Origin of the sequence: Polyangium spumosum (assembly GCF_009649845.1) — a bacterium.
Classification (GTDB): domain Bacteria; phylum Myxococcota_A; class Polyangia; order Polyangiales; family Polyangiaceae; genus Polyangium; species Polyangium spumosum.
The window spans coordinates 826,360-844,461 of sequence record NZ_WJIE01000002.1 but is presented as its reverse complement, the minus strand read 5'-3'; the positions used below and the strand labels follow the sequence as shown (position 1 = coordinate 844,461).

Below are 18,102 nucleotides of genomic sequence, written 5' to 3'. Positions count from 1 at the left end.
GTCAGGCGCACCGCTTCATCTTCGACGCCACCCCCTCCACGATGCGCTGCACCTCCCCGACGTCCACCGGCTTCGTCAGGTGATGGTCGAACCCTGCCTCGCGCGCTTGCCGCCGGTCTTCCTCGGTCCCCCAGCCCGTCAGCGCCACCAGCACGACCTGGCCGAGCGCCTCCTCGGCCCGGAGCCGTCGCGCCACCTCGTAGCCCGTCATCCCTGGCAAACCGATGTCCAGGAACACCACGTCCGGCTCGAAGGTCCGCGCCGCCACGAGCGCCGCCGGCCCCGTGTGGGCCACCTCCGTCTCGTGCCCCGAGAGCTTCAGGAGCTCGGCCAGGCTCTCCGCGCCGTCGACGTTGTCGTCCACCACCAGCACCTTCAGGCCCTTCGCCGCTCCGCTCGTGGGCAACCCTCCGCTCGGCCCGTTCGCCGCCGGCGTCTCCTCCGCGGCCCCGAGCGGCAGCCGCACCGTGAACATCGAGCCTCGGGACGGGCCTTCACTCGTGGCCTCCACTGTCCCTCCGTGCAGCTCCACCAGCCGCCGCACCAGCGTCAGACCGATGCCCAGGCCGCCTTGCGCCCGCTCGATCGAGCGGCCCACCTGCGTGAACATGTCGAAGACCTTCGGCAGCATGTCCGCCGGGATGCCCACCCCCGTGTCCTCCACCCGCACGACCATCTGCGCGCCCTCCCGCGCCGCGGCGAGCCGGATCCGCCCGCCCGCGGGCGTGTATTTCGCGGCGTTGTTCAGCAGGTTCGCGAGGATCTGCGACAGGCGCGTCGGGTCCGCCGAGAGCCACAGCGGCTCGTCCGGCAGCGACACCAGAAACACGTGCCCCGCGGCCTCGATCAGCGGGCGGCTCGTCTCCAGCGCGCTCTCCAGCACCACGGCGAGCTCCACCCGCTCCTTGCGTAGCTCCACCTTCCCCCGCGTGATCCGCGAGACGTCGAGCAGGTCGTCCACCATTCGAACCATGTGCCCGACCTGCCGCTCCATCATCTCCCGCACGCGCCGCCCCTGGCCCTCGTCGCGGGCCATTTGCAGGAGCGACAGGCCCGTCCGGATGGGGGCGAGCGGGTTTCTGAGCTCGTGGGCGAGCGTCGCCAGAAACTCGTCTTTGCGCCGATCCTGCTCCCGCAGCTCGTCATAGAGCCGCGCGTTCTCGATCGCCACCGAGGCGATGTGCGCGAGCTGCACCAGGATCGCCTCGTCCTGCTCCGTGAAATCGCCCTCGTATTTGTCGGAGAGCTGGATGAGGCCGAGGTTCTTCCCGCTCCGTGCGACGAACGGCGCCGCCAGCCATCCGCGCAGCGGCGGGTGTTTGTCCCCCTCGCCGCTGAAATTCCGCCACGCCGGGTGGGCCAGGAGCTCGGCCTGCGTGAGCCGCATCGGCCGGTTCGACTGGCAGACCAGCGTGTAGATGCCCTTGCCCGTCGCGTTCGTCTTGTAACCGCGATAAGGCTCGTATTTGGCCGACAGCGACGCCGTGCTGATCGCCTGGGACCAGTCGTTGCCCATCGTCAGGCTCGTGACCGACTGGTGCGCCCCGATGATCCGCCGCGCCTCCTCGGTGATCACCCCGAGCACGCTCTCCAGCGACCCGGACGCGTGGATGGTGAGCGCCGCGTCGGCCACCTGCTCGAGCAGCCGGCCTTGCTCGCGCTCGCGCTCGAGCAGCCGCGCGAGCCGCTCCTCGTGGAGCTTGCGCATGGTGGCGTCGACCGTCACCCCGTCGAACCGCCGGGGCTTGCCGTTGGGTGAATAGGCCGTCCCGCCGAGCGCGCGGATCCATTTGATCGCGCCCGTGACCGGATCGACCGTCCGGTAATCGATGTCGTAAGGCGTCCCCTCGTGGATCGAGGCCTCGATGGCCTGGCGGGTCCGCGCTCGATCGTCCGGGTGAATCCGCGCGTAGAACGTCTCGATCGTCACGCGGGCCTCGGACGGGAGCCAGAAGTGCTCCTTGACCCGCTCGTCCCAGACGAGCTCGTTCTCTTCGAACGGCAGGTTGCAGTTGAAGAAGCCGATCCCGGAGAGCCGGACCGCGAAATCGAGCCGCTCGTCGCGCTCCCGCAGGATCCGGACCGTGCGGGCCCGCTCGAGGGCCTCCCAGCATCGGTCCGCGACGGTCTGGACGAGCTCGATCTCCTCGAGCGTCCAGCGCCGCGGCGTCGCCTGGTCGACGGCCAGCGCCGCGATGAACCGGCCGGCCTTGTGCAGCGGCACGCAGATGCCCGCCTGGATCTTCGCCCGCCGATAGGCCGAGAGGTCGCCGCCCGCCCGCGGATCCTGGTCCACGTCGTCCATCACGTAGGGCTCGTTCGCCTGCATCGACCGCTCGAACGCGGCCCCGAAGCCGGCGGCCGGCCATCGCCCGACCATACTCGGCACGTCTCGCGTGTGGTCCCCCATGATGACGAAGATTCGCTCGTCCTCGATCTCGGCGTACGCGCACCGATCGACGCCGAGGTGCTCGGCGAGCAGGCGCGCCGTCACGGCCATGATCTCGCTCGGATCGGTGAGCGGCTGCGTCCGGGCGGCGAGGGTCGCGAGGAACCGGTGGCGCACGGCGCTCGCGCGGAAGGCCTCGCTGGCCTGCCTGCGCTCCTCGGCCTGGGCGAGGACCTTCATGGCGTTCGCGGCGAACCGCGACAGGCTCGTGAGCAGCCGGGCGTCCTCCCGGTCGAATTTCACCTCGTCGGAATGGGCGACGGCCCAGACGGTCCCGACGGGCGTGCCGCCGTCGTGAAAAGGGACGGCCAGGGCCTCGACGACCGGGGGCTCGAACGTGGTGCACTCCGGGTAATGGCACGCCGGGTGGACGACGAGCAGGGGCGCGCCATGGTCGATGACGGCGCCGCAGACGCTCGTGTATCGGGGCACCACCTGGCCGACCTTGGTGTCGAACGCCCCGGCGACGGCGCGCCAGCGGAACACCGGCTCGCCGTTCTCCTGGTCGAGGACGCTCACGCCGGCGGACTCGGCGCGGCAGAGCTCGAGCGCGAGGGACACGAGCTTCGGCAAGATCTCCTCCGGGGGCCCGGTCAGCGCGCCGGCGAGCTCGACGAGCGCGCGATTCTCGGCCGCGTGATCCGGCGCCCGGGACGACCTTCGGGCGAGCTCTGCCTCACCGTCTTGCAAAGAGTCCCCATCGCTCGGGGGGACTGTCTGTACACGCATGAACTCTATCCATCGAAACCTGGAGAGAGAAGCAAGCGTAACTGACCTCACGCTGCGGAGCAACGAGGCGGGCCATTTGTCTTCCAAGCGAGCGCGACCTGGGCCATCCTCGTCCGCGTCGCAACGGAGAAGCCAGCCATGCCCTTCCGACCTGATCCCACGTTTTATCCGTCGCCGCGGATGGCCATGGACGCGCCGCGCGAGCGTCTCGCCTATGTCACCGCCCCCGACGCGAACGCCGTCCTTGGACGGCCGGACCCGCTGCGTGACGGCCTCGCCACGGTCGACCTCGACCCGCGGTCGCCCACGTACGGCCAGATCATCGCGCTCGCCGAGGTACCGAATTATGGCGACGAGCTGCACCACTCCGGCTGGAACGCGTGCAGCGCCGCGCTCTGCCCGTACGCGCCGCACCCCCACGTCGAGCGCCGTTATCTGATGCTCCCGGCCCTGCGTTCGTCGCGGATCTACGTCTTCGACACGAAGCCCGACCCGAAGAACCCCAAGCTCGTGCGCACCATCGAGGCCGAGGAGATCGCCAAGCGCACCGGCTACTCGCGCCCGCACACGCTCCACTGCGGGCCGGACGGCATCTACGTCTCGGCGCTCGGCAACCCCGAGGGCGACGGCCCCGGCGGCATCTTCGTCCTCGACTGCGAGAGCTTCGACGTGCTCGGCCGCTGGGAGCTCGATCGCGGGCCGCAGCACCTGCACTACGACTTCTGGTGGCACCTCGGCCACGACACCCTCATTTCGAGCGAGTGGGGCACGCCCAAGATGATCGAGGCCGGCGTCAACCCCGACCTCTTGCTCGGCAAGAAGTACGGCCACCGGCTGCATATCTGGGACCTGCGGCGCCGCAAGCACCTGCAGGCGCTCGACATCGGCGACGAGCACCAGATGGCCCTCGAGCTCCGCCCCGCGCACGATCCGACGAAGGCCTACGGCTTCATGGGTGTCGTCGTCAGCGTCGCGGACCTCTCGGCCTCGGTGTGGCTCTGGTATCGCGAAGGGGAACGCTGGGCGATCAAGAAGGTCATCACGATCCCGGCCGAGCCTGCCAGCGCGGACCAGTTGCCGCCGCTGCTCAAGGGCTTCGGCGCGGTGCCGCCGCTCGTGACGGACATCAACCTCTCGCTCGACGACAAATACCTCTACGTCTCCTGCTGGGGCACGGGCGAGCTGCGCCAGTACGACGTCTCGGACCCGCACGACCCGAAGCTCGTGGGCTCGGTGCACATCGGCGGCATCGCGCGGCGCACGCCGCACCCGCGCTCGGGTGGGCCGCTCACGGGCGCGCCGCAGATGGTCGAGGTGAGCCGCGACGGCAAACGTATCTATTTCACGAGTGCCCTCTACACGACCTGGGACGAGCAGTTCTACCCGGACGGGCTCAAGGGCTGGATGGTCAAGGTCGACGCCAAGGAAGGCGGCGGCATCTCGCTGGATCCGGAGTTCTTCGTCGACTTCGGTCCGCGCCGGGCCCACCAGATCCGGCTCGAGGGCGGTGACGCTTCCTCCGACTCGTTCTGCTACCCGTGACGAGCGCCTGGCCCTGGATCACGCTCGCGCTGCTCGGCGCCTACCACGGCTTGAGCCCCGGCATGGGCTGGCTCTTCGCGGTGGCGCTCGGGCTGCAAGAGAAAAGCGGCAAGGCCGTGCTCCGCGCGCTCGTCCCGATCGCCATCGGCCACGCCGCGAGCGTGGGGCTCGCGGTCGGGCTGCTCGCCGCCGGCAAAGCGAGCATTCCGTCGGGGATCCTGCCGTGGATCACCGGCGGCGTGCTCGTGGGCTTCGGCGTCTTCAAGCTCGTGCGCCCGCGCCACCCACGCTGGGTGGGCATGCGCGTGAACATGCGTGACCTCGTCGTGTGGTCGTTCCTCATGGCCACGGCGCACGGTGCGGGGCTCATGCTCCTGCCGGTCTTCGTGCTCGGCGAGGACAACCCCGCGCCTTGCCACGGCCCTGCCTGCCACGACGCCGCGGGCATCTCGCTCTCGAGCCCCGGCGGCTACCTGGCCGCGATCTCGCTGCACACGCTGGCGATGCTCCTGGTCTCGGCGCTCGTCGCGCTGGTCGTCTACTACAAGGTCGGCCTCGCGATGCTGCGGCGCGCGTGGTTCGACCTCGATCGGGTGTGGGCCGGGGCGCTGATCCTCGCGGGCGTGCTCGGGCTCCTGCTCTGACGAAGAAGCCCTCGCGCCCGGCTCTCGCTCTACGTACACTGCGGCCCGCGTGGAGGTCCTCTCGCTCTGCCCCTTTCGCGCCGGGGCCTTGATCTGGCAGGCTGCGCCGGGCGCCTATTCGCTCACGGTGATCGTCAAGGCGACGTTCACGATCGTGCCCGGCGGAGAGGCGTCCATCGCCGAGGCCCAGGCGCCCGTGACGACGCTCGCCGAAGGCGGCGCCGAGGACCTCTCCCCGCTCAAGCCCCGCGTCGACGTCCTCGTCCAGGGCGCGACCGACCCCGACGCGCGTGTCGTCGTCGAAGGCGCCATCCTGCCCGCCGGCGGCCCCATGCCCCTGCACGCGCCGTCGCGTAGGCTGCTGCTCGGCGACGACGCGTACGCCTGGGCGCAGGCCGCGCTCGCGGGTGGCGCCGCGACGGCGGGCCCGCCGCCCGAGGGCTTCGAGTTCGGCTTCTTCCAGTGCGCGCCGCGCGACCAGCGGATCGACCTGCTCCGCATCGGCGCCTCCATCGGCATGGACCGCGTCCTCTCCACCCCCGGCCGCATCGAGACGCGCCTGCCGCAGCGCCGCCCGCAGGCCTTCCGCGTCGATCCCAGGGGCGGGCGCGTGACCGAGATCGCCCTGCGTTGCGACACCCTCTGCGTCGACGCCGCGCAGAAGACGCTCGTCCTGACGTTCCGCGGCCTCGCCGACCTGAAGAGCGGCGCGGAGGCCGACGTGGGCAAGATCGTGGTGGCCGCGCACCCGGAGGGCAAGCGCATCCGCGCCGAGCGGATCGATCGGTTCCTGCGCCTCGGCGAGTCGCTGGAGGAGGACGTGGAGGCCGGCCTGAACATGCTCGAGATGCGGCACGACGCGGTGCTCATCGCCCCGAAGAGCGGCGACACGATGGTGCTCCCCGAGCAAGCGGATCTGCCGCCGCAGGTCACCTCCCCGGATCCTGCGCTGCCCGACGCCTCGGCGCGGCAACACCGCCCGCAGGATCCCATCGCGCCGCCGCCGCTCCCGCCTCCGCCGCAGGTGCAGCCGCAGCCGCGCGTGATCGCGGAGCCGCTCACCGAGGACACGACGCTCGACCTGCCGAAGGCCGCGCCGCCTTCGGTCAAGCGCGAGATCGGCCGCGTGGTCGAGCCGCTCCCGAACGCCCCTGCGCCGCTGGGGCCGCGCCTCGGCAAACCCGCCGGCCCCCCGCGGCCTACACCCACCAGCCCCCCGCGGCCGTCGGTGCCACGTCCAGGGCCGGCGCAGGCTGGAAAGGTGGTCGCGCCTGCGGCGGCTGCTGCGGATGCGGATGCTTCAGTTTCTGCGCCCGCGGATGCTGCGTCGGCGACTCCCTCACCCCCGTCCCCTCTCCCTCCGGGAGAGGGGTGACTGCTGCCTCTTCTCCCCTCTCCACGGAGTGGAGAGGGGTTGGGGGTGAGGCTGGGGTTGAGGTTGGGGGTGAGGCTACCGCGCCGCGTGTTTCTTCTCGGCCTGGTTACGCACCCCCGTGACGGCCTTGTCGGCGGCTGTGCACAGCTCCGGCGTCACGACCGCGGACGGCACGGGCATCTTCGGGTCGACGAGGATCTCGAGCTTCACGATCGTCTTGTCCCCGTCCACGGCGCGCAGCTTCCACGTGGCCCGGAAATCGTCCACGTTCCCGCGCTCCATGCGCGCCGTGATGCGCTCCTCGTTCCCGACCTTGACGGGCTGCCCGATCTTCGTGACGACCCAGACCGTCGCGGCGCCGTGCAGGATCGGCACCTCCAGGTACACCTCGCTCACGCCCTTCGATCGCGAGAGCAGCTTGCTCTGCTTGAACGGCTTGATGACCTTCTCGTAGTGCCGGTAGTCCGTGACGACCCGGCGCACCTCGTCGATGGGCGCGTGGACCAGGATCGCCGCGCCGCCCGTGTCGATCGAGCTCTCCGGGTCGACCGTCTTCTGCGTGTACCGCTGCGCCTTGCCGCGGGCCTCGAGCCGCGCGGCTTCTTCGTCACCTGCGCGTGCGTCGTCGGGCGTGGCGCCGAGGGTGGTCAGGGTCGTGAGCAACACGAGGGCGAGGTGACGCAGGCGAAGCTTCATGGGTGTCTCCGGAAAACAACAAGGTGGAGCCTGTCGCTCTCCAGAGGTGCACGAGCCGTGCCGACGACGTCGACGCCCCCCGAGACCTCCACGGATCCGGGGGAAATGCGGGGCCGCGGCGGATCGCGGGGCGCGCGGATCCTGCGGGGCGTGACGGTTCGTTCACTCCCCGCCGGCGGGTGGCGCCGGGGAGGCGGGGGTCGGCGGGGCCGGGGTGGAGGGGGGAGGGGTCGCTTCTTTGCTGGTGCGCGTGTCGGCCTCGTCGAGCGGGGCCATCTTGCAGGTGCCGTCGAACTGGACGCCTCGATCGATGAAGATGGCCGGCGCGTGCAGCGCGCCCGTGACCTTGGAGGGGGCGTAGAGCTCGATGGCGGTGCGGGCGCGGATGCTCGCCGAGACCTCGCCTCCCGTGACGATGCAGGCGCCGACGAGGATATCGCCGCCGACGCGGGCGCCGTCGCCGATGACGAGCACGTCGTCGCCGCGGATCTCGCCCTGGAAGTCTCCGTCGAGGCGGACGCGGCCCTCGAAGTAGAGCTTGCCCTCGAAGCGGGTGCCGCGCCCGAGCAAGGCGTTGATCTCCGTGGGTCGATGCCCGGCCTGCGCGGCCTGGGCTTCCACGCGTTGCGGATCGTCCTGCCCCGAGAGCGGCTCCATGCCCCGAGCCTTACTCCAGCCCTGGCCCGGAGAGCAATCAGGACTTGATGAGCGAGCGCACCTCGATCTCCAGGTTCTGCTCCTCGGCGACCGCGTCCATCACCTTGCGGACCTTGCTCACGCCGATCGACTGGGGCACGTCGATGCGCGCTTCCATGCGGAAGAGCTGCGATCCCGTCACGGGCGCGGCGTAGGCCGTGGCCTCGAGCGAGACGATGTTCACGCCTGCGTGGGCGAGCGCTCGGGCCACGGAGCGCACGATGCCCTCGTGATCGAGCGCCTCGGCCGTCACGGCGCAGGGGACCGTGGGGGCGCGGCGGTGCTCCTCGGGGGCCTTGGTCCGGCGCGCGAGCACGGTCAGGCCGGTGCTCTTTTGCAGCTCGGAGAGGTCCTTCTCGATGGCGTCGACGGTCTCGGGCGGGCCGGAGGCGAGCAGCAGGATGCCGAACTCGGCGCCGAGGATGGCCATGCGGCTGTCCTCCACGTTGCCCCCGTGCCGGGTGAGGTACTCCGTCACCTCGGCGACGAGGCCCGGCCGATCGGGTCCGAGGCAGGACAGGACCACGTACACGTCTTGTTGCGTCATGCGGCGCATCCTAGTCGTGGACGCCTGGGACCGCGAGCACGCTGGCGACGAGGTGCGCGACCCGGACGGGCTCGGGGAGCCGACCGTGCACGGCGAACCGTCGGATCACCGAGGCCGCCTCGTCCATGCCGAGGCCTGCGCGCTGGATGAAGAGCCCGGCGCACGGCTCCATGGGCCCGGCCTTCTCGATGAGCTGCCACTTGCGGGCGCCGCCGGGGACCTTTTCGAGCAGCGCCTTCCGCACGGCCGGGACGTTCGGGGCGCGCTTCGACACGACCAGCACGGCCATGCCGAGCCGCGCGGCGAGGTCGTGTACGTCGACCACGTTGAAGCCCGCGAGCGCGATGCCTTCCATCATCACGAGCCGCGTATGCGCGGCGAACCGCGAGCGGCTGATCATCGAGGCGAGGGCGTCCGTCCCGTTCGCGCCGTCGCGCCGCACCTTCGTGGAGAGCACGCCTTCGAGCCTCGTGCCGGCGAAGGCGACGCCCACGATGGGCACGTCGCCCCGGTGCGCGCGGGGGAAGGGCGCGTCGTCGACGCCGATGACGTGGGAGAGCGGGCTCATGGGCTTTCGTGCGGCGCGGCGGGCGAGCGAGCGTGCCTCTAGAAGATGACGTCGTAGGTCGTCGAGGCGCCGGTGTTGTTGGTCTCGTCGGTCTCCGGGACCTCGTTGCCCGGGTCGAGGCGGACGGCCTTGTAGTAGGCGCCGGCCGGGATCTCGGGGATCTTGCACTGGAACGAGTAATCGAGCGTCTGCTGGGGCCCGATGGAGTCGAAGAGGATCGTGCAAGCGAGCGTATCGTCCAGGCTCAACTGCATGTTGAGCGAGTAGTAGAGCGAGACCTCGAACGGCGGCACCGGCGCCGTGCCCGGGTTCTTGACCAGCACGTGGTGGGTGGCCGTGTCACCCGGGTGCCCCGTCCCGGCGCCGCCGTAGTACCCATCGAAGACGAGATCCATGTGCGGCGCCGTGAGCGAGACCGGGGTCGCGGCCGTGGCGGTGTTGTTTCCCTCGTTCGTCTCGGGGACCTGATTGGCTGGATCGACGATGGCCCCCAGGAAGTACGAATCGGTGGGGAGCAGCGGCACCTCGCACGTCTTCTGCACGACGAGCGGCTGATTCGGCGGCAGGCTCTGGCCCGACGCGGCCTCGCATATCTTGATGTCGAGGGGCGAGATGGTCGCGTCCGTGGAGTAGTAGAATGCGACGTTGAACGGGGGAGACGTCTTCGTGCCGCTGTTCGTGACGGTGGCCGAGAACGTCACCTGCTGCCCCGTGTCCACCGTGAAATCGCCCGTGGCGGCCGCTCCGATTTGCAGATCGACGTCCAGAGGGGTGATGGCCACCTGCGCCGCAGCGCTGGTGTTGTTGTTCGTCTCGTCGGTCTCCTTGACGACCAGATCCGGGTCGACGACGACGCCGAAATGGTAGGACCCCTCGAGGTTCGGGACGGGGCACGTGACGACGTACGTTTCGGACGCGAGGCCCGAAAGCCCGTTCGAATCGGTGTGTTTGCAGATGAGGGTGTCGCTCGACGTGACGTCCGCGTCCGTGGAATGGTAGAGCCCGACCTTGAACGAGGGCACGGGATCCGGCCCGAGGTTCTCCACGGTGAACGTGTAGTTCGCCATCTGGCCGGGGTAGACGTCGCTCTGCTCGGCCGCCGCGGCGCTGGGTCTCAGATCGGCGTTCGGACTTCCCTCGATCTTGAACCCCTGCGTGTCGAACCGGCCGTTGTTGCTCTCGTCCGACTCGTCGATGATGTTCCCGGGGTCCACGTAGATCCCGAGGTTGTAGTTGCCGTTGTAGACGCCGGCGGGGATCGTGACCGTCGTCTTCCAGGGGGCGGTCTGGCCTGGGGGGGTCAGGTACGGATAATGCCAGGACCAGACCTCGACGTCGTCCGCGTCGCCGAACACGGTGTTCTTGGAGAGCACGACGACGATATCGAATGAAAAGTCCGTGTCGACGACGCCCTCGTTCTTGATGGAGAAATGGATGTCGCTCTTGTGTCCGGGCGACATCGTGTGGTCGTCGATGTAAAAATAACCTGGCTTGAGATCGGGCTTCGGCGGAGGAGGTTCCGCGACGCACGTGCCGGCATCGCAGAACTCTCCAGCGCCGCACGATCCGCAGGTCGCTCCGCAGCCATTGTAGCCGCACGCCTTCCCTTCGCAGTTCGGCGTGCACACGCATTGCCCCGCCATACACACGTGCTGGGTTGGGCATGTCCCACAGAGCTGACCGCACGCATTTTCTCCGCAAGCGATGCCCTCGCAGCTACAGGCGCCCCCCATGCCTCCGCTGCCGCCCGCGCTCGACGACGACGAGGTCGATCCCCCCGCGCCTCCCGCGCCCCCCGTCCCGCCCGTCCCCCAGTTTTCGTCGTCGTCGATTCCGCTCGGGGGTCCGGGGTCCGCCGTGCAAGCCGCGAAGAGCCCGGCGCCGAGAGCGAGGATGGCCGCGGCCCACGGTGTCCGGGCGCGTGAGGACAGGGTTTTGCGAGTCATTTTCGAATCAATCATGGATTCCTGCTCGGCGGTGAACGCCGGACGTCTTGGAAAGTACGGGAGAGAACGGAGCGAGCTTCAGCACTGGAAATTTCGAGAGGAGCGACAGTAAGCTAGAAGCCGCAAGTCCGTCAACGGCCGTGTGCTGGCCCGCTGATGACGAACGGCAAGGATCCATCCGGCGCGACGAGACGCGAGGCGCGGTGCCCTTCTCGCGAGGCATCGTGCCCTCGGCGCGAGCGAGGGTGCCCTCGGCGCGAGCGACGGTGCCCTTTGCGCGAGCGAGGGTGCCCTTGGCGCGAGCGACGGTGCCCAAGTTGCGAGCGACGGTGCCCTCGGCGCGAGCGACGGTGCCCTTCGTGCGAGCGAGGGTGCCCTTGGCGCGAGCGACGGTGCCCAAGTTGCGAGCGACGGTGCCCAAGTTGCGAGCGATGGTGCCCAAGTTGCGAGCGACGGTGTCCTTCGCGCGAGCGACCCCGCCGTTGCGGAACACGACTCGGTCCTTGCGGAGCACGACTCGGTCCTTGCGGAGCACGACTCGGTCCTTGGGGAACACCACCCGGTCCTTGCGGGACACGACTCGGCCCTTCCGGAACACCACCCGGCCCTTGGGGAACACGACTCGGCCCTTGCGGAACACGACCCGGCCCTTGCGGAACACGACCCGGCCCTTGCGGAACACCACCCGGCCCTTGCGGAACAATACCCGGCCCTTGCGGAACACCACCCGGTCCATGCGGAACACGACTCCGCCCTCCCCGGACGGGCTCGACACGGAAAACATCGCCCCTTGGCGTAGGGACCCGGGAGCTCGCTCCGTCAGTTGGATCGAGACCTCGCTGATGGTTGCCGAGCGAGGCCCAGGAGAAACCATGAAGTTGCCCCGTACCCTGAAGTTCTTCGCTCCCCTGACCTTCGCCCTTGCCCTCGCCCTGGGCGGTTGCGCGTCGGCGAGCCCGGACGAAGAGGTCGCATCGGCCGCGGAGGCTGCGTCGGAGACCGAGTCCCCGCACGCGCACGGCAAGTTCGGTCGTCATCACGGCGGCGGCCACCACCTGCTCGGCGCTGCCCTCCACGAGCTCGACGACCTCACGCCCGAGCAACGCAAGACGATCGAGGGCGCGATGCAGTCGCTCGACGGCACGCACGAGGCCGATCGCCAGGCGTTCCACAAGGCGCTCGCCGACGGCGTGCGCGCCGGCAAGATCGACGAGGCCGCCGTCAAGGCGAAGCTCGGCGACACGGAGAAGCTCGCGAGCGAGCGGCGCGCGGCCGTGGTGAAGGCCCTCGGCACGCTGCACGCGACGCTCACGCCGGCCCAGCGCGTGGCGCTCGCCACGCACGTCGAGGAGCGGATGGAGAAGTTCGCGGGCAAGCACGGCCCCGAGGGCATGAAGCGCGGCCGCCACCACGGCCCCGAGGACGGCGAGCGCGGGCCGCGGGGCCCCGAGGGCATGAAGCGCGGGCCACGCGGCGAGCACGGGCCGATGGGCTTCTTCCTCCACGGGCTCGAGCTCCGCGAGGAGCAGAAGACGCAGATCCACGCGGCGCTCGAGGCCTCACGCCCCGAGAAGCCGGAGATGCATGGGAAGATGGACAAGGAGGCGTGGGCCAAGAAGCACGAGGAGCACCGCGCCCGCATGAAGGCCGCGATCGCGTCGTTCCGCACCGACACGTTCGACGCCGAGGCGCTCCTGCCCCCGAAGGACGCCCGGCCGATGCCGATGATGATGGGCGACCACCTCGTGAAGGCGCTCTCCGCCATCGTGCCCGTGCTCGACGAGGGGCAACGCGGCGCGCTCGCCCAGCGGATCGAGGAAGGCCCGAAGATGCCGCATTTCCGCGGCAAGCGCGGCGGCAAGCACGGGCGACACCACGAGGGCGCGACGCAGGCGCCGCCTTCGCGCTAGAGTCCGGCCCGCATGTCCGTCGATCTGAGGCTCGTCGCGGGGCGCGTGGCAGGGGGGGACGTGGCCGCCTTCCGGCCGATCGTCGACCACACGCGCGTGCCGCTCTACCGGCTCGCGGCGCGCCTCTGCGGCAACCTCGCCGACGCGGAGGACGCGCTCCAGGACGCGTACGCGAGCGCCTTCCGCGCCCTGTCGGACGGGCGCTACGACGGCCGCGCCAAGATCGAGACCTGGCTCTACCGGATCGTCACGAACGCTTGCGTCGACCTCCTGCGCAAGCGCAAGGAGCGCCCCGCCGAGGACACACGTGAGCCGCGCTTCGACGGCCTCGTGCGCGCCGAGGCGCGGGTCGCGTTGACGGAGCTCGACGCCATGCTGAAATCCCTTCAGCCCCAGGACCGCGCGGCCCTCGTGCTCGTGACCGTGGAGGGGCTCTCGGCGAAGGAGGCCGCCGAGGCCCTCGGATGCACCGAGGGGGCGCTCGAGCAGCGCCTCGTCCGAGCGCGCGCCGCGCTGCGCACGAAGACCGAAGCGGGGGAGGTGTCCGATGGCCGAGCATGACCGTGATCCGCTCTCGAACCTCGAAGCGCTCGCCCGCGAGACGGACGACCTCCGCCCGACGGACGAGCTCACCGATGCCCTGCTCCGCGTGATCGAAGCTCCCGACGATCGCCTCGCGCGGCTCACGCAGGAGACCTCGGACCTCGCCCCGAGTGATGACTTCGCCGCGTCCGTGATGGCCGCGATCGGCGAGACGAGCGGCGCGCGTCGGTTCGAGCTGCCCTGGTCCTCGGGCGTCGTGCGCTTCGGGCGGCTCGCGCTCGTCAGCGCGGCGGCTGCGGCGGCGCTCGCGCTCTGGCTCTCGCAGACGGCGGAGAACCGGTACGACTCCACGGTCCTCGAGGCCGTCGCCGCCGTCGAGGTGTACGAATGAAGTCCCGCCGCCTCTTGCCGGCCCTCGTGCTCGTGGGCGTGTTCGTGTTCGGCGGCGTCGCCGGCGCGGGCGCGATGCGCGCGTACATGCTGCAGGACATGCGCGCTCGTTTCGGCGGCCCGCCGGGCGAGGTGCGCACGCACCTGCGAGTCGAGTCCATGCGCCGGCACCTCGACCTCACGGCCGACCAGGTCACGCGGGTCGAGGCGATCTTCCGCGAGAGCGACGGCGACTTCGAGGGCGCGATGAAGCCCTGCCGCGAGGAGCTCGAGGCGCTGCGCAAGCGCACCGACGAGCGGATCGTCGAGGTCCTCGACGCCTCGCAACGCGCGCGGTTCCAGGAGTACGCCGAGAAACGCAAGCGAAGGCCGCATGGTCACGGCCATGGCCCTTTCCCGCCTCCTCCGGGCCCGCCGCCGCGGGATTGAGCCGCGCTCGACGCGCGCGCGTGAGCGAGGTTGGCCACGACAATTTTTCTTGCGGCGGTGATCGGCCCCGTGGCTACGATGTGCCCGCGGGCGCCGGGAAGGCCCGCGTTGTTCGAGGCCGGAGGACGAGACCATGAAGATCAAAGCCGCGGTCGCGCATCGACCGAACGCCCCGCTGAGCATCGAGGAAGTCGAGCTGGAGGGCCCGAAGGAAGGGGAGGTCCTCGTCGAGATCAAGGCGACCGGGGTTTGCCATACCGACGATTACACGCTCTCGGGCAAGGACTCCGAGGGTATTTTCCCCTCGATCCTGGGGCACGAGGGCGCGGGCGTCGTCGTCGACGTCGGCCCGGGCGTGAAGAGCGTGAAGAAGGGTGATCACGTGATCCCGCTCTACACGCCCGAGTGTCGCCAGTGTAAATTCTGCCTCTCGCGCAAGACGAACCTCTGCCAGGCCATCCGCGCGACGCAGGGCAAGGGCCTCATGCCGGACGGCACGAGCCGCTTCAAGATCGGCAAGGAGACCGTGTACCATTACATGGGCACGTCCACGTTCGCGAATTACACCGTATTGCCCGAGATCGCCGTCGCGAAGATCCGCGAGGACGCGCCGTTCGACAAGGTGTGTTACATCGGCTGCGGCGTGACCACGGGCATCGGCGCCGTCATTTACACGGCGCAGGTGAAGCCCGGCGACAACGTCGTGGTGTTTGGCCTCGGCGGCATCGGCCTGAACGTCATCCAGGGCGCGCGGATGGCCGGCGCCAACATGATCGTCGGCGTCGACCTGAACCCGGCGCGCAAGGAGATGGGCGAGAAGTTCGGAATGACGCATTTCGTCAACCCGAGCGAGGTGCAGGGCGACCTCGTGCCGTACCTCGTGAACCTCACGGACGGCGGCGCCGATTACTCCTTCGAATGCGTCGGCAGCGTGCAGGTGATGCGCCAGGCGCTCGAGTGTTGCCACAAGGGCTGGGGCGTCTCCGTCATCATCGGCGTGGCCGCCGCGGGCCAGGAGATCGCGACGCGCCCGTTCCAGCTCGTCACCGGCCGCGTCTGGAAGGGCAGCGCGTTCGGCGGCGCCCGCGGGCGCACCGACGTGCCGAAGATCGTCGACTGGTACATGGACAAGAAGATCAACATCGACGACCTCATCACGTACGTCCTGCCGATCGACAAGATCAACGAGTCGTTTGATCTCATGCACTCGGGCAAGTCGATCCGCTCTGTCGTGACCTTCTGAGCTTTGCAAAGGTGGGCCGGGCGGGGTACACCCACCCGCATGAGGGGATCCATCCTCGCCCTGGCCTCGCTGCTCGTCCTCGCCGGATGCGAGAAGCCCGCGCCGCCGCCCGCGACTTCGTCGCAGCGCGTGACCCTCGTCCAGAAAGGCCCGGCCCAGATCGAGCTCGTCCCGGCCGCGGGGCAGCCGCCGTATTGCCTCGTCTTCACGATCGCCGAGGGCGGCCCGATTCGTCACCTCACGACGCTCGAGGACAAACTCTCGCCCGATTGCCCGGCCGGCGAGCCCGTCCTGGGCAATGTCTTTCGTATCCCGCCGCGCGAGGGCACGGTGAAGATCTTCGTCGTCTTCTCGGACCGCGCCCTCGAGGCCGACCCCGTCGCGCGCCAGATCAGCGACCTCGTGAGCCAGAAGCAGCCCGTCACCGCGATGGACCTCCGCGCCCCGGGCCGCGTCGTCGTCGAGATGCTCTCGTTCACGCCCTCCGCCGGGTGATTCACCCTGCCCTGCTGCGGAACTCGTCGATACGGGCGCGCGCCTCCACCTCCGTGGACACGAACTCGAAGTGGAACTCGAAGAGCGACGGCGCGACGAGCCGGCCGGCGCGGTACACGGTCATGATCACCGCGCGCGTCGAGAAGTTCGCGCCGAAGACGAGCACGCTGCGGAACGGATAAGGTTTGTCCGCTCGCGTCCACGCCGCGCGCGACCCGGCCTCGATGAATACGAGCTCGCTCGCGTCGAACACCACGTGATAGGGGCCGACGCGCTCCCCGATCTCGGCGTAGATGGCGCGGATCCGCATGGCTTCGGCCGCGGACGTGGGACCACGGAGGGTGAGGAACACGAGGTCCGGCCGCTCCCACCGGACCAGATGACGGCCTATCTCCCAGCTCGGCGTCGGCGCATCCAACGGATCCATGTCGGCAACGTTACCAGGAACGTGCGATGCGCACAACAGGTTCGACGATCATGCGGTAGGGCGTACCACGCTGCCGTGCAGGGACTCGAGCCGAGCGCGCGCCGCGGCCTCGGTCGGGAAGAAGTCCACGTCCCAGCGGAAGGCCGCGGGGGCGATGAACCGCCCGGCGCGGTGTGTCGTGAGCACGAGCGTGCGGATCGCGAAGCTCGCCTGATAAACGAACGCGCGCCGAAATGGATACGGCCGCTCCGCGCGTGTCCAGGCCCGACGCGCGGTCACCTCGAACGATCCGAGCTCGCCCAGCCCGACGAGCAGATCGTAGGGGCCCGACAGGTCGCCAATCTCGAAGAGGAGCTTCTGCACCTCCGCGATGTATTCGGCCTTGTTGGGCCCGTGTATGACGAGGTGGACGAGGTCGGGGCGCTCCAGGCGGACCGAGGTCCTGCCCACTTCCCAGCTCGGCGTCGGCGTATCAAAAGGATGCAAGGGACACGCACGATACCAGCCCCGCAGGGCGCGCACAATGCTGGTATGACCACCGATTCGCGTGTGAGCCTCCGCGCGTCGAATGGCCCGGGCTTCCCGCGCGAGCGCGTCGTGTGATAGGTGTTTGCCCCCGTTCATGAAGCACAAGCCTCTGCCGCCGGCCCCGGACGCCCAGGCCCCCGAGATCGTCTACGGCCTGCGCGCCGGCCTCGCCGTCTTTGCGCGCCGCCCGGACGACATCCTCCGCATCTCGTACGGGCGCGAGGCGCGCCGCGAGATCGAGGCGCTCGCCCGCTGGGCCGCGGCGCGCCGGATGCCTTGCCTGGAGGTCCGGGACGACGAGCTCGAGCGGATCGCCCACTCGAAGAACCACGAGGGGCTCTGCCTCCACACGAAGCGGCGGGCGTGGCTCGGGACGAACGAGCTCGCGGACATGCTGGTCCGGACCCGCGGCGCGAGTATTGCGCTCGAGCGGGTGCGCAACCCCTACAACATCGGCGCGATCGTGCGGAGCGCGGCGTTTTTTGGCCTCGACGCCGCGCTGCTCGGCGCGCCGGCCCCGCACCCGGGCCTGCCGCCCGACGCCGTCCGCGTGGCCGAGGGGGGCGCCGAAGAGCTCGCCTTCGCCCGCACGACGGACCTGCCCGACACCCTCGCGCGGCTGCGGGCCCGCGGCATCTCGATCGTCGGCGCCGAGAGTGACGCGGCGGCGAACGCGTTTGGTTTCTCGTTCCAGCGCCCCGTCGTGCTGGTGATGGGGCACGAGCGCGAGGGCTTGTCGGAGCGAGCCAAGGCGCAATGTGACGCGCTCGTGGTGATCCCGGCGGCGGGGCCAGGGACGGTCGGGTCGCTGAACGTGTCGATCGCGGCGAGTATCCTCCTCGCCGAGGTTGTCCGAGACAACTTGCTGAAACAGAGCGTGGCTCCCGTGCAGGCAACGCCCCCCGCGAGCCCGCCCCGAACCCGTGCGCCGCGTCGGCGCTGAGG

General features: G+C 69.9%; 19 protein-coding genes. 10 read left to right on the top strand and 9 right to left on the bottom strand.

Annotated elements, in window-relative coordinates:
- Position 1: 1 nt before the first annotated feature.
- Positions 2 to 3,139: a hybrid sensor histidine kinase/response regulator gene (locus GF068_RS09405; protein ID WP_170319375.1), complete on the bottom strand. Its 3,138-nt coding sequence runs from the start codon at positions 3,137 to 3,139 to the stop codon at positions 2 to 4.
- 177 nt (positions 3,140 to 3,316) lie between these two features.
- On the opposite strand from GF068_RS09405, the gene GF068_RS09400 reads away from it, so the two are divergent.
- Genes GF068_RS09400 through GF068_RS09390 form a run of 3 tightly spaced genes read left to right on the top strand, consistent with a single transcriptional unit; the run spans position 3,317 to position 6,739 of the window.
- A complete protein-coding gene (locus GF068_RS09400; RefSeq protein WP_153818967.1) occupies positions 3,317 to 4,720 on the top strand; it encodes a selenium-binding family protein in 1,404 nt (467 codons plus the stop codon).
- Positions 4,717 to 5,364 carry a hypothetical protein gene (locus tag GF068_RS09395; protein WP_338046304.1) on the top strand — a complete coding sequence of 216 codons (648 nt, stop codon included), beginning with the start codon at positions 4,717 to 4,719 and terminating at the stop codon, positions 5,362 to 5,364. The genes GF068_RS09400 and GF068_RS09395 overlap by 4 nt, the downstream gene beginning before the upstream one ends.
- A 49-nt stretch (positions 5,365 to 5,413) precedes the next feature.
- Complete coding sequence (locus tag GF068_RS09390) at positions 5,414 to 6,739, top strand: DUF2169 domain-containing protein (RefSeq protein ID WP_153818966.1); 1,326 nt, start codon at positions 5,414 to 5,416, stop codon at positions 6,737 to 6,739.
- 75 nt (positions 6,740 to 6,814) lie between these two features.
- Here GF068_RS09390 and GF068_RS09385 read toward each other — a convergent pair whose 3' ends face one another.
- The 6 genes from GF068_RS09385 to GF068_RS09360 form a co-directional block, all read right to left on the bottom strand.
- Positions 6,815 to 7,435, bottom strand: coding sequence for a type II toxin-antitoxin system RatA family toxin (locus GF068_RS09385; RefSeq protein ID WP_153818965.1), 621 nt, complete (start codon positions 7,433 to 7,435; stop codon positions 6,815 to 6,817).
- Between the two features lie 162 nt (positions 7,436 to 7,597).
- Entirely contained in the window at positions 7,598 to 8,092 is a 495-nt protein-coding gene (locus tag GF068_RS09380) for a bactofilin family protein (RefSeq protein WP_153818964.1), read from the bottom strand.
- A gap of 37 nt (positions 8,093 to 8,129) precedes the next feature.
- Positions 8,130 to 8,678, bottom strand: a complete 549-nt coding sequence (locus GF068_RS09375; RefSeq protein WP_240806751.1) for a glycine cleavage system transcriptional repressor — start codon at positions 8,676 to 8,678, stop codon at positions 8,130 to 8,132.
- 10 nt (positions 8,679 to 8,688) lie between these two features.
- Positions 8,689 to 9,246 (bottom strand): endonuclease dU, encoded by a 558-nt coding sequence (locus GF068_RS09370; RefSeq protein ID WP_153818962.1) that lies wholly within the window; start codon positions 9,244 to 9,246, stop codon positions 8,689 to 8,691.
- A gap of 38 nt (positions 9,247 to 9,284) precedes the next feature.
- Positions 9,285 to 11,192, bottom strand: a complete 1,908-nt coding sequence (locus GF068_RS09365; RefSeq protein WP_153818961.1) for a CARDB domain-containing protein — start codon at positions 11,190 to 11,192, stop codon at positions 9,285 to 9,287.
- A gap of 7 nt (positions 11,193 to 11,199) precedes the next feature.
- The gene (locus GF068_RS09360) at positions 11,200 to 11,937 is read right to left on the bottom strand and encodes a hypothetical protein (RefSeq protein ID WP_153818960.1); all 738 of its coding nucleotides are present in this window, start codon (positions 11,935 to 11,937) and stop codon (positions 11,200 to 11,202) included.
- Between the two features lie 127 nt (positions 11,938 to 12,064).
- On the opposite strand from GF068_RS09360, the gene GF068_RS09355 reads away from it, so the two are divergent.
- The 6 genes from GF068_RS09355 (at position 12,065) to GF068_RS09330 (ending at position 16,202) form a co-directional block, all read left to right on the top strand.
- Entirely contained in the window at positions 12,065 to 13,102 is a 1,038-nt protein-coding gene (locus GF068_RS09355) for a periplasmic heavy metal sensor (RefSeq protein WP_170319374.1), read from the top strand.
- A 12-nt stretch (positions 13,103 to 13,114) separates the two neighbouring features.
- The gene (locus tag GF068_RS09350) at positions 13,115 to 13,663 is read left to right on the top strand and encodes an RNA polymerase sigma factor (protein WP_153818958.1); all 549 of its coding nucleotides are present in this window, start codon (positions 13,115 to 13,117) and stop codon (positions 13,661 to 13,663) included.
- Entirely contained in the window at positions 13,650 to 14,036 is a 387-nt protein-coding gene (locus tag GF068_RS09345) for a hypothetical protein (protein ID WP_153818957.1), read from the top strand. Before GF068_RS09350 ends, GF068_RS09345 begins: the two co-directional genes overlap by 14 nt.
- A complete protein-coding gene (locus GF068_RS09340; protein ID WP_153818956.1) occupies positions 14,033 to 14,464 on the top strand; it encodes a hypothetical protein in 432 nt (143 codons plus the stop codon). Before GF068_RS09345 ends, GF068_RS09340 begins: the two co-directional genes overlap by 4 nt.
- Before the next feature lie 133 nt (positions 14,465 to 14,597).
- The gene (locus tag GF068_RS09335) at positions 14,598 to 15,707 is read left to right on the top strand and encodes an S-(hydroxymethyl)glutathione dehydrogenase/class III alcohol dehydrogenase (protein ID WP_153818955.1); all 1,110 of its coding nucleotides are present in this window, start codon (positions 14,598 to 14,600) and stop codon (positions 15,705 to 15,707) included.
- Positions 15,708 to 15,746: 39 nt separating this feature from the next.
- Positions 15,747 to 16,202, top strand: a complete 456-nt coding sequence (locus tag GF068_RS09330) for a hypothetical protein (protein WP_153818954.1) — start codon at positions 15,747 to 15,749, stop codon at positions 16,200 to 16,202.
- 1 nt (position 16,203) lies between these two features.
- On the opposite strand, the gene GF068_RS09325 is transcribed toward GF068_RS09330, so the two are convergent.
- A complete protein-coding gene (locus GF068_RS09325) occupies positions 16,204 to 16,629 on the bottom strand; it encodes a hypothetical protein (protein WP_153818953.1) in 426 nt (141 codons plus the stop codon).
- A gap of 48 nt (positions 16,630 to 16,677) precedes the next feature.
- Complete coding sequence (locus GF068_RS09320) at positions 16,678 to 17,115, bottom strand: hypothetical protein (protein ID WP_153818952.1); 438 nt, start codon at positions 17,113 to 17,115, stop codon at positions 16,678 to 16,680.
- Positions 17,116 to 17,251: 136 nt separating this feature from the next.
- Between GF068_RS09320 and GF068_RS09315 the strand changes: the two genes are divergently transcribed.
- A complete protein-coding gene (locus tag GF068_RS09315) occupies positions 17,252 to 18,100 on the top strand; it encodes a TrmH family RNA methyltransferase (protein WP_170319373.1) in 849 nt (282 codons plus the stop codon).
- Positions 18,101 to 18,102 lie beyond the last annotated feature (2 nt).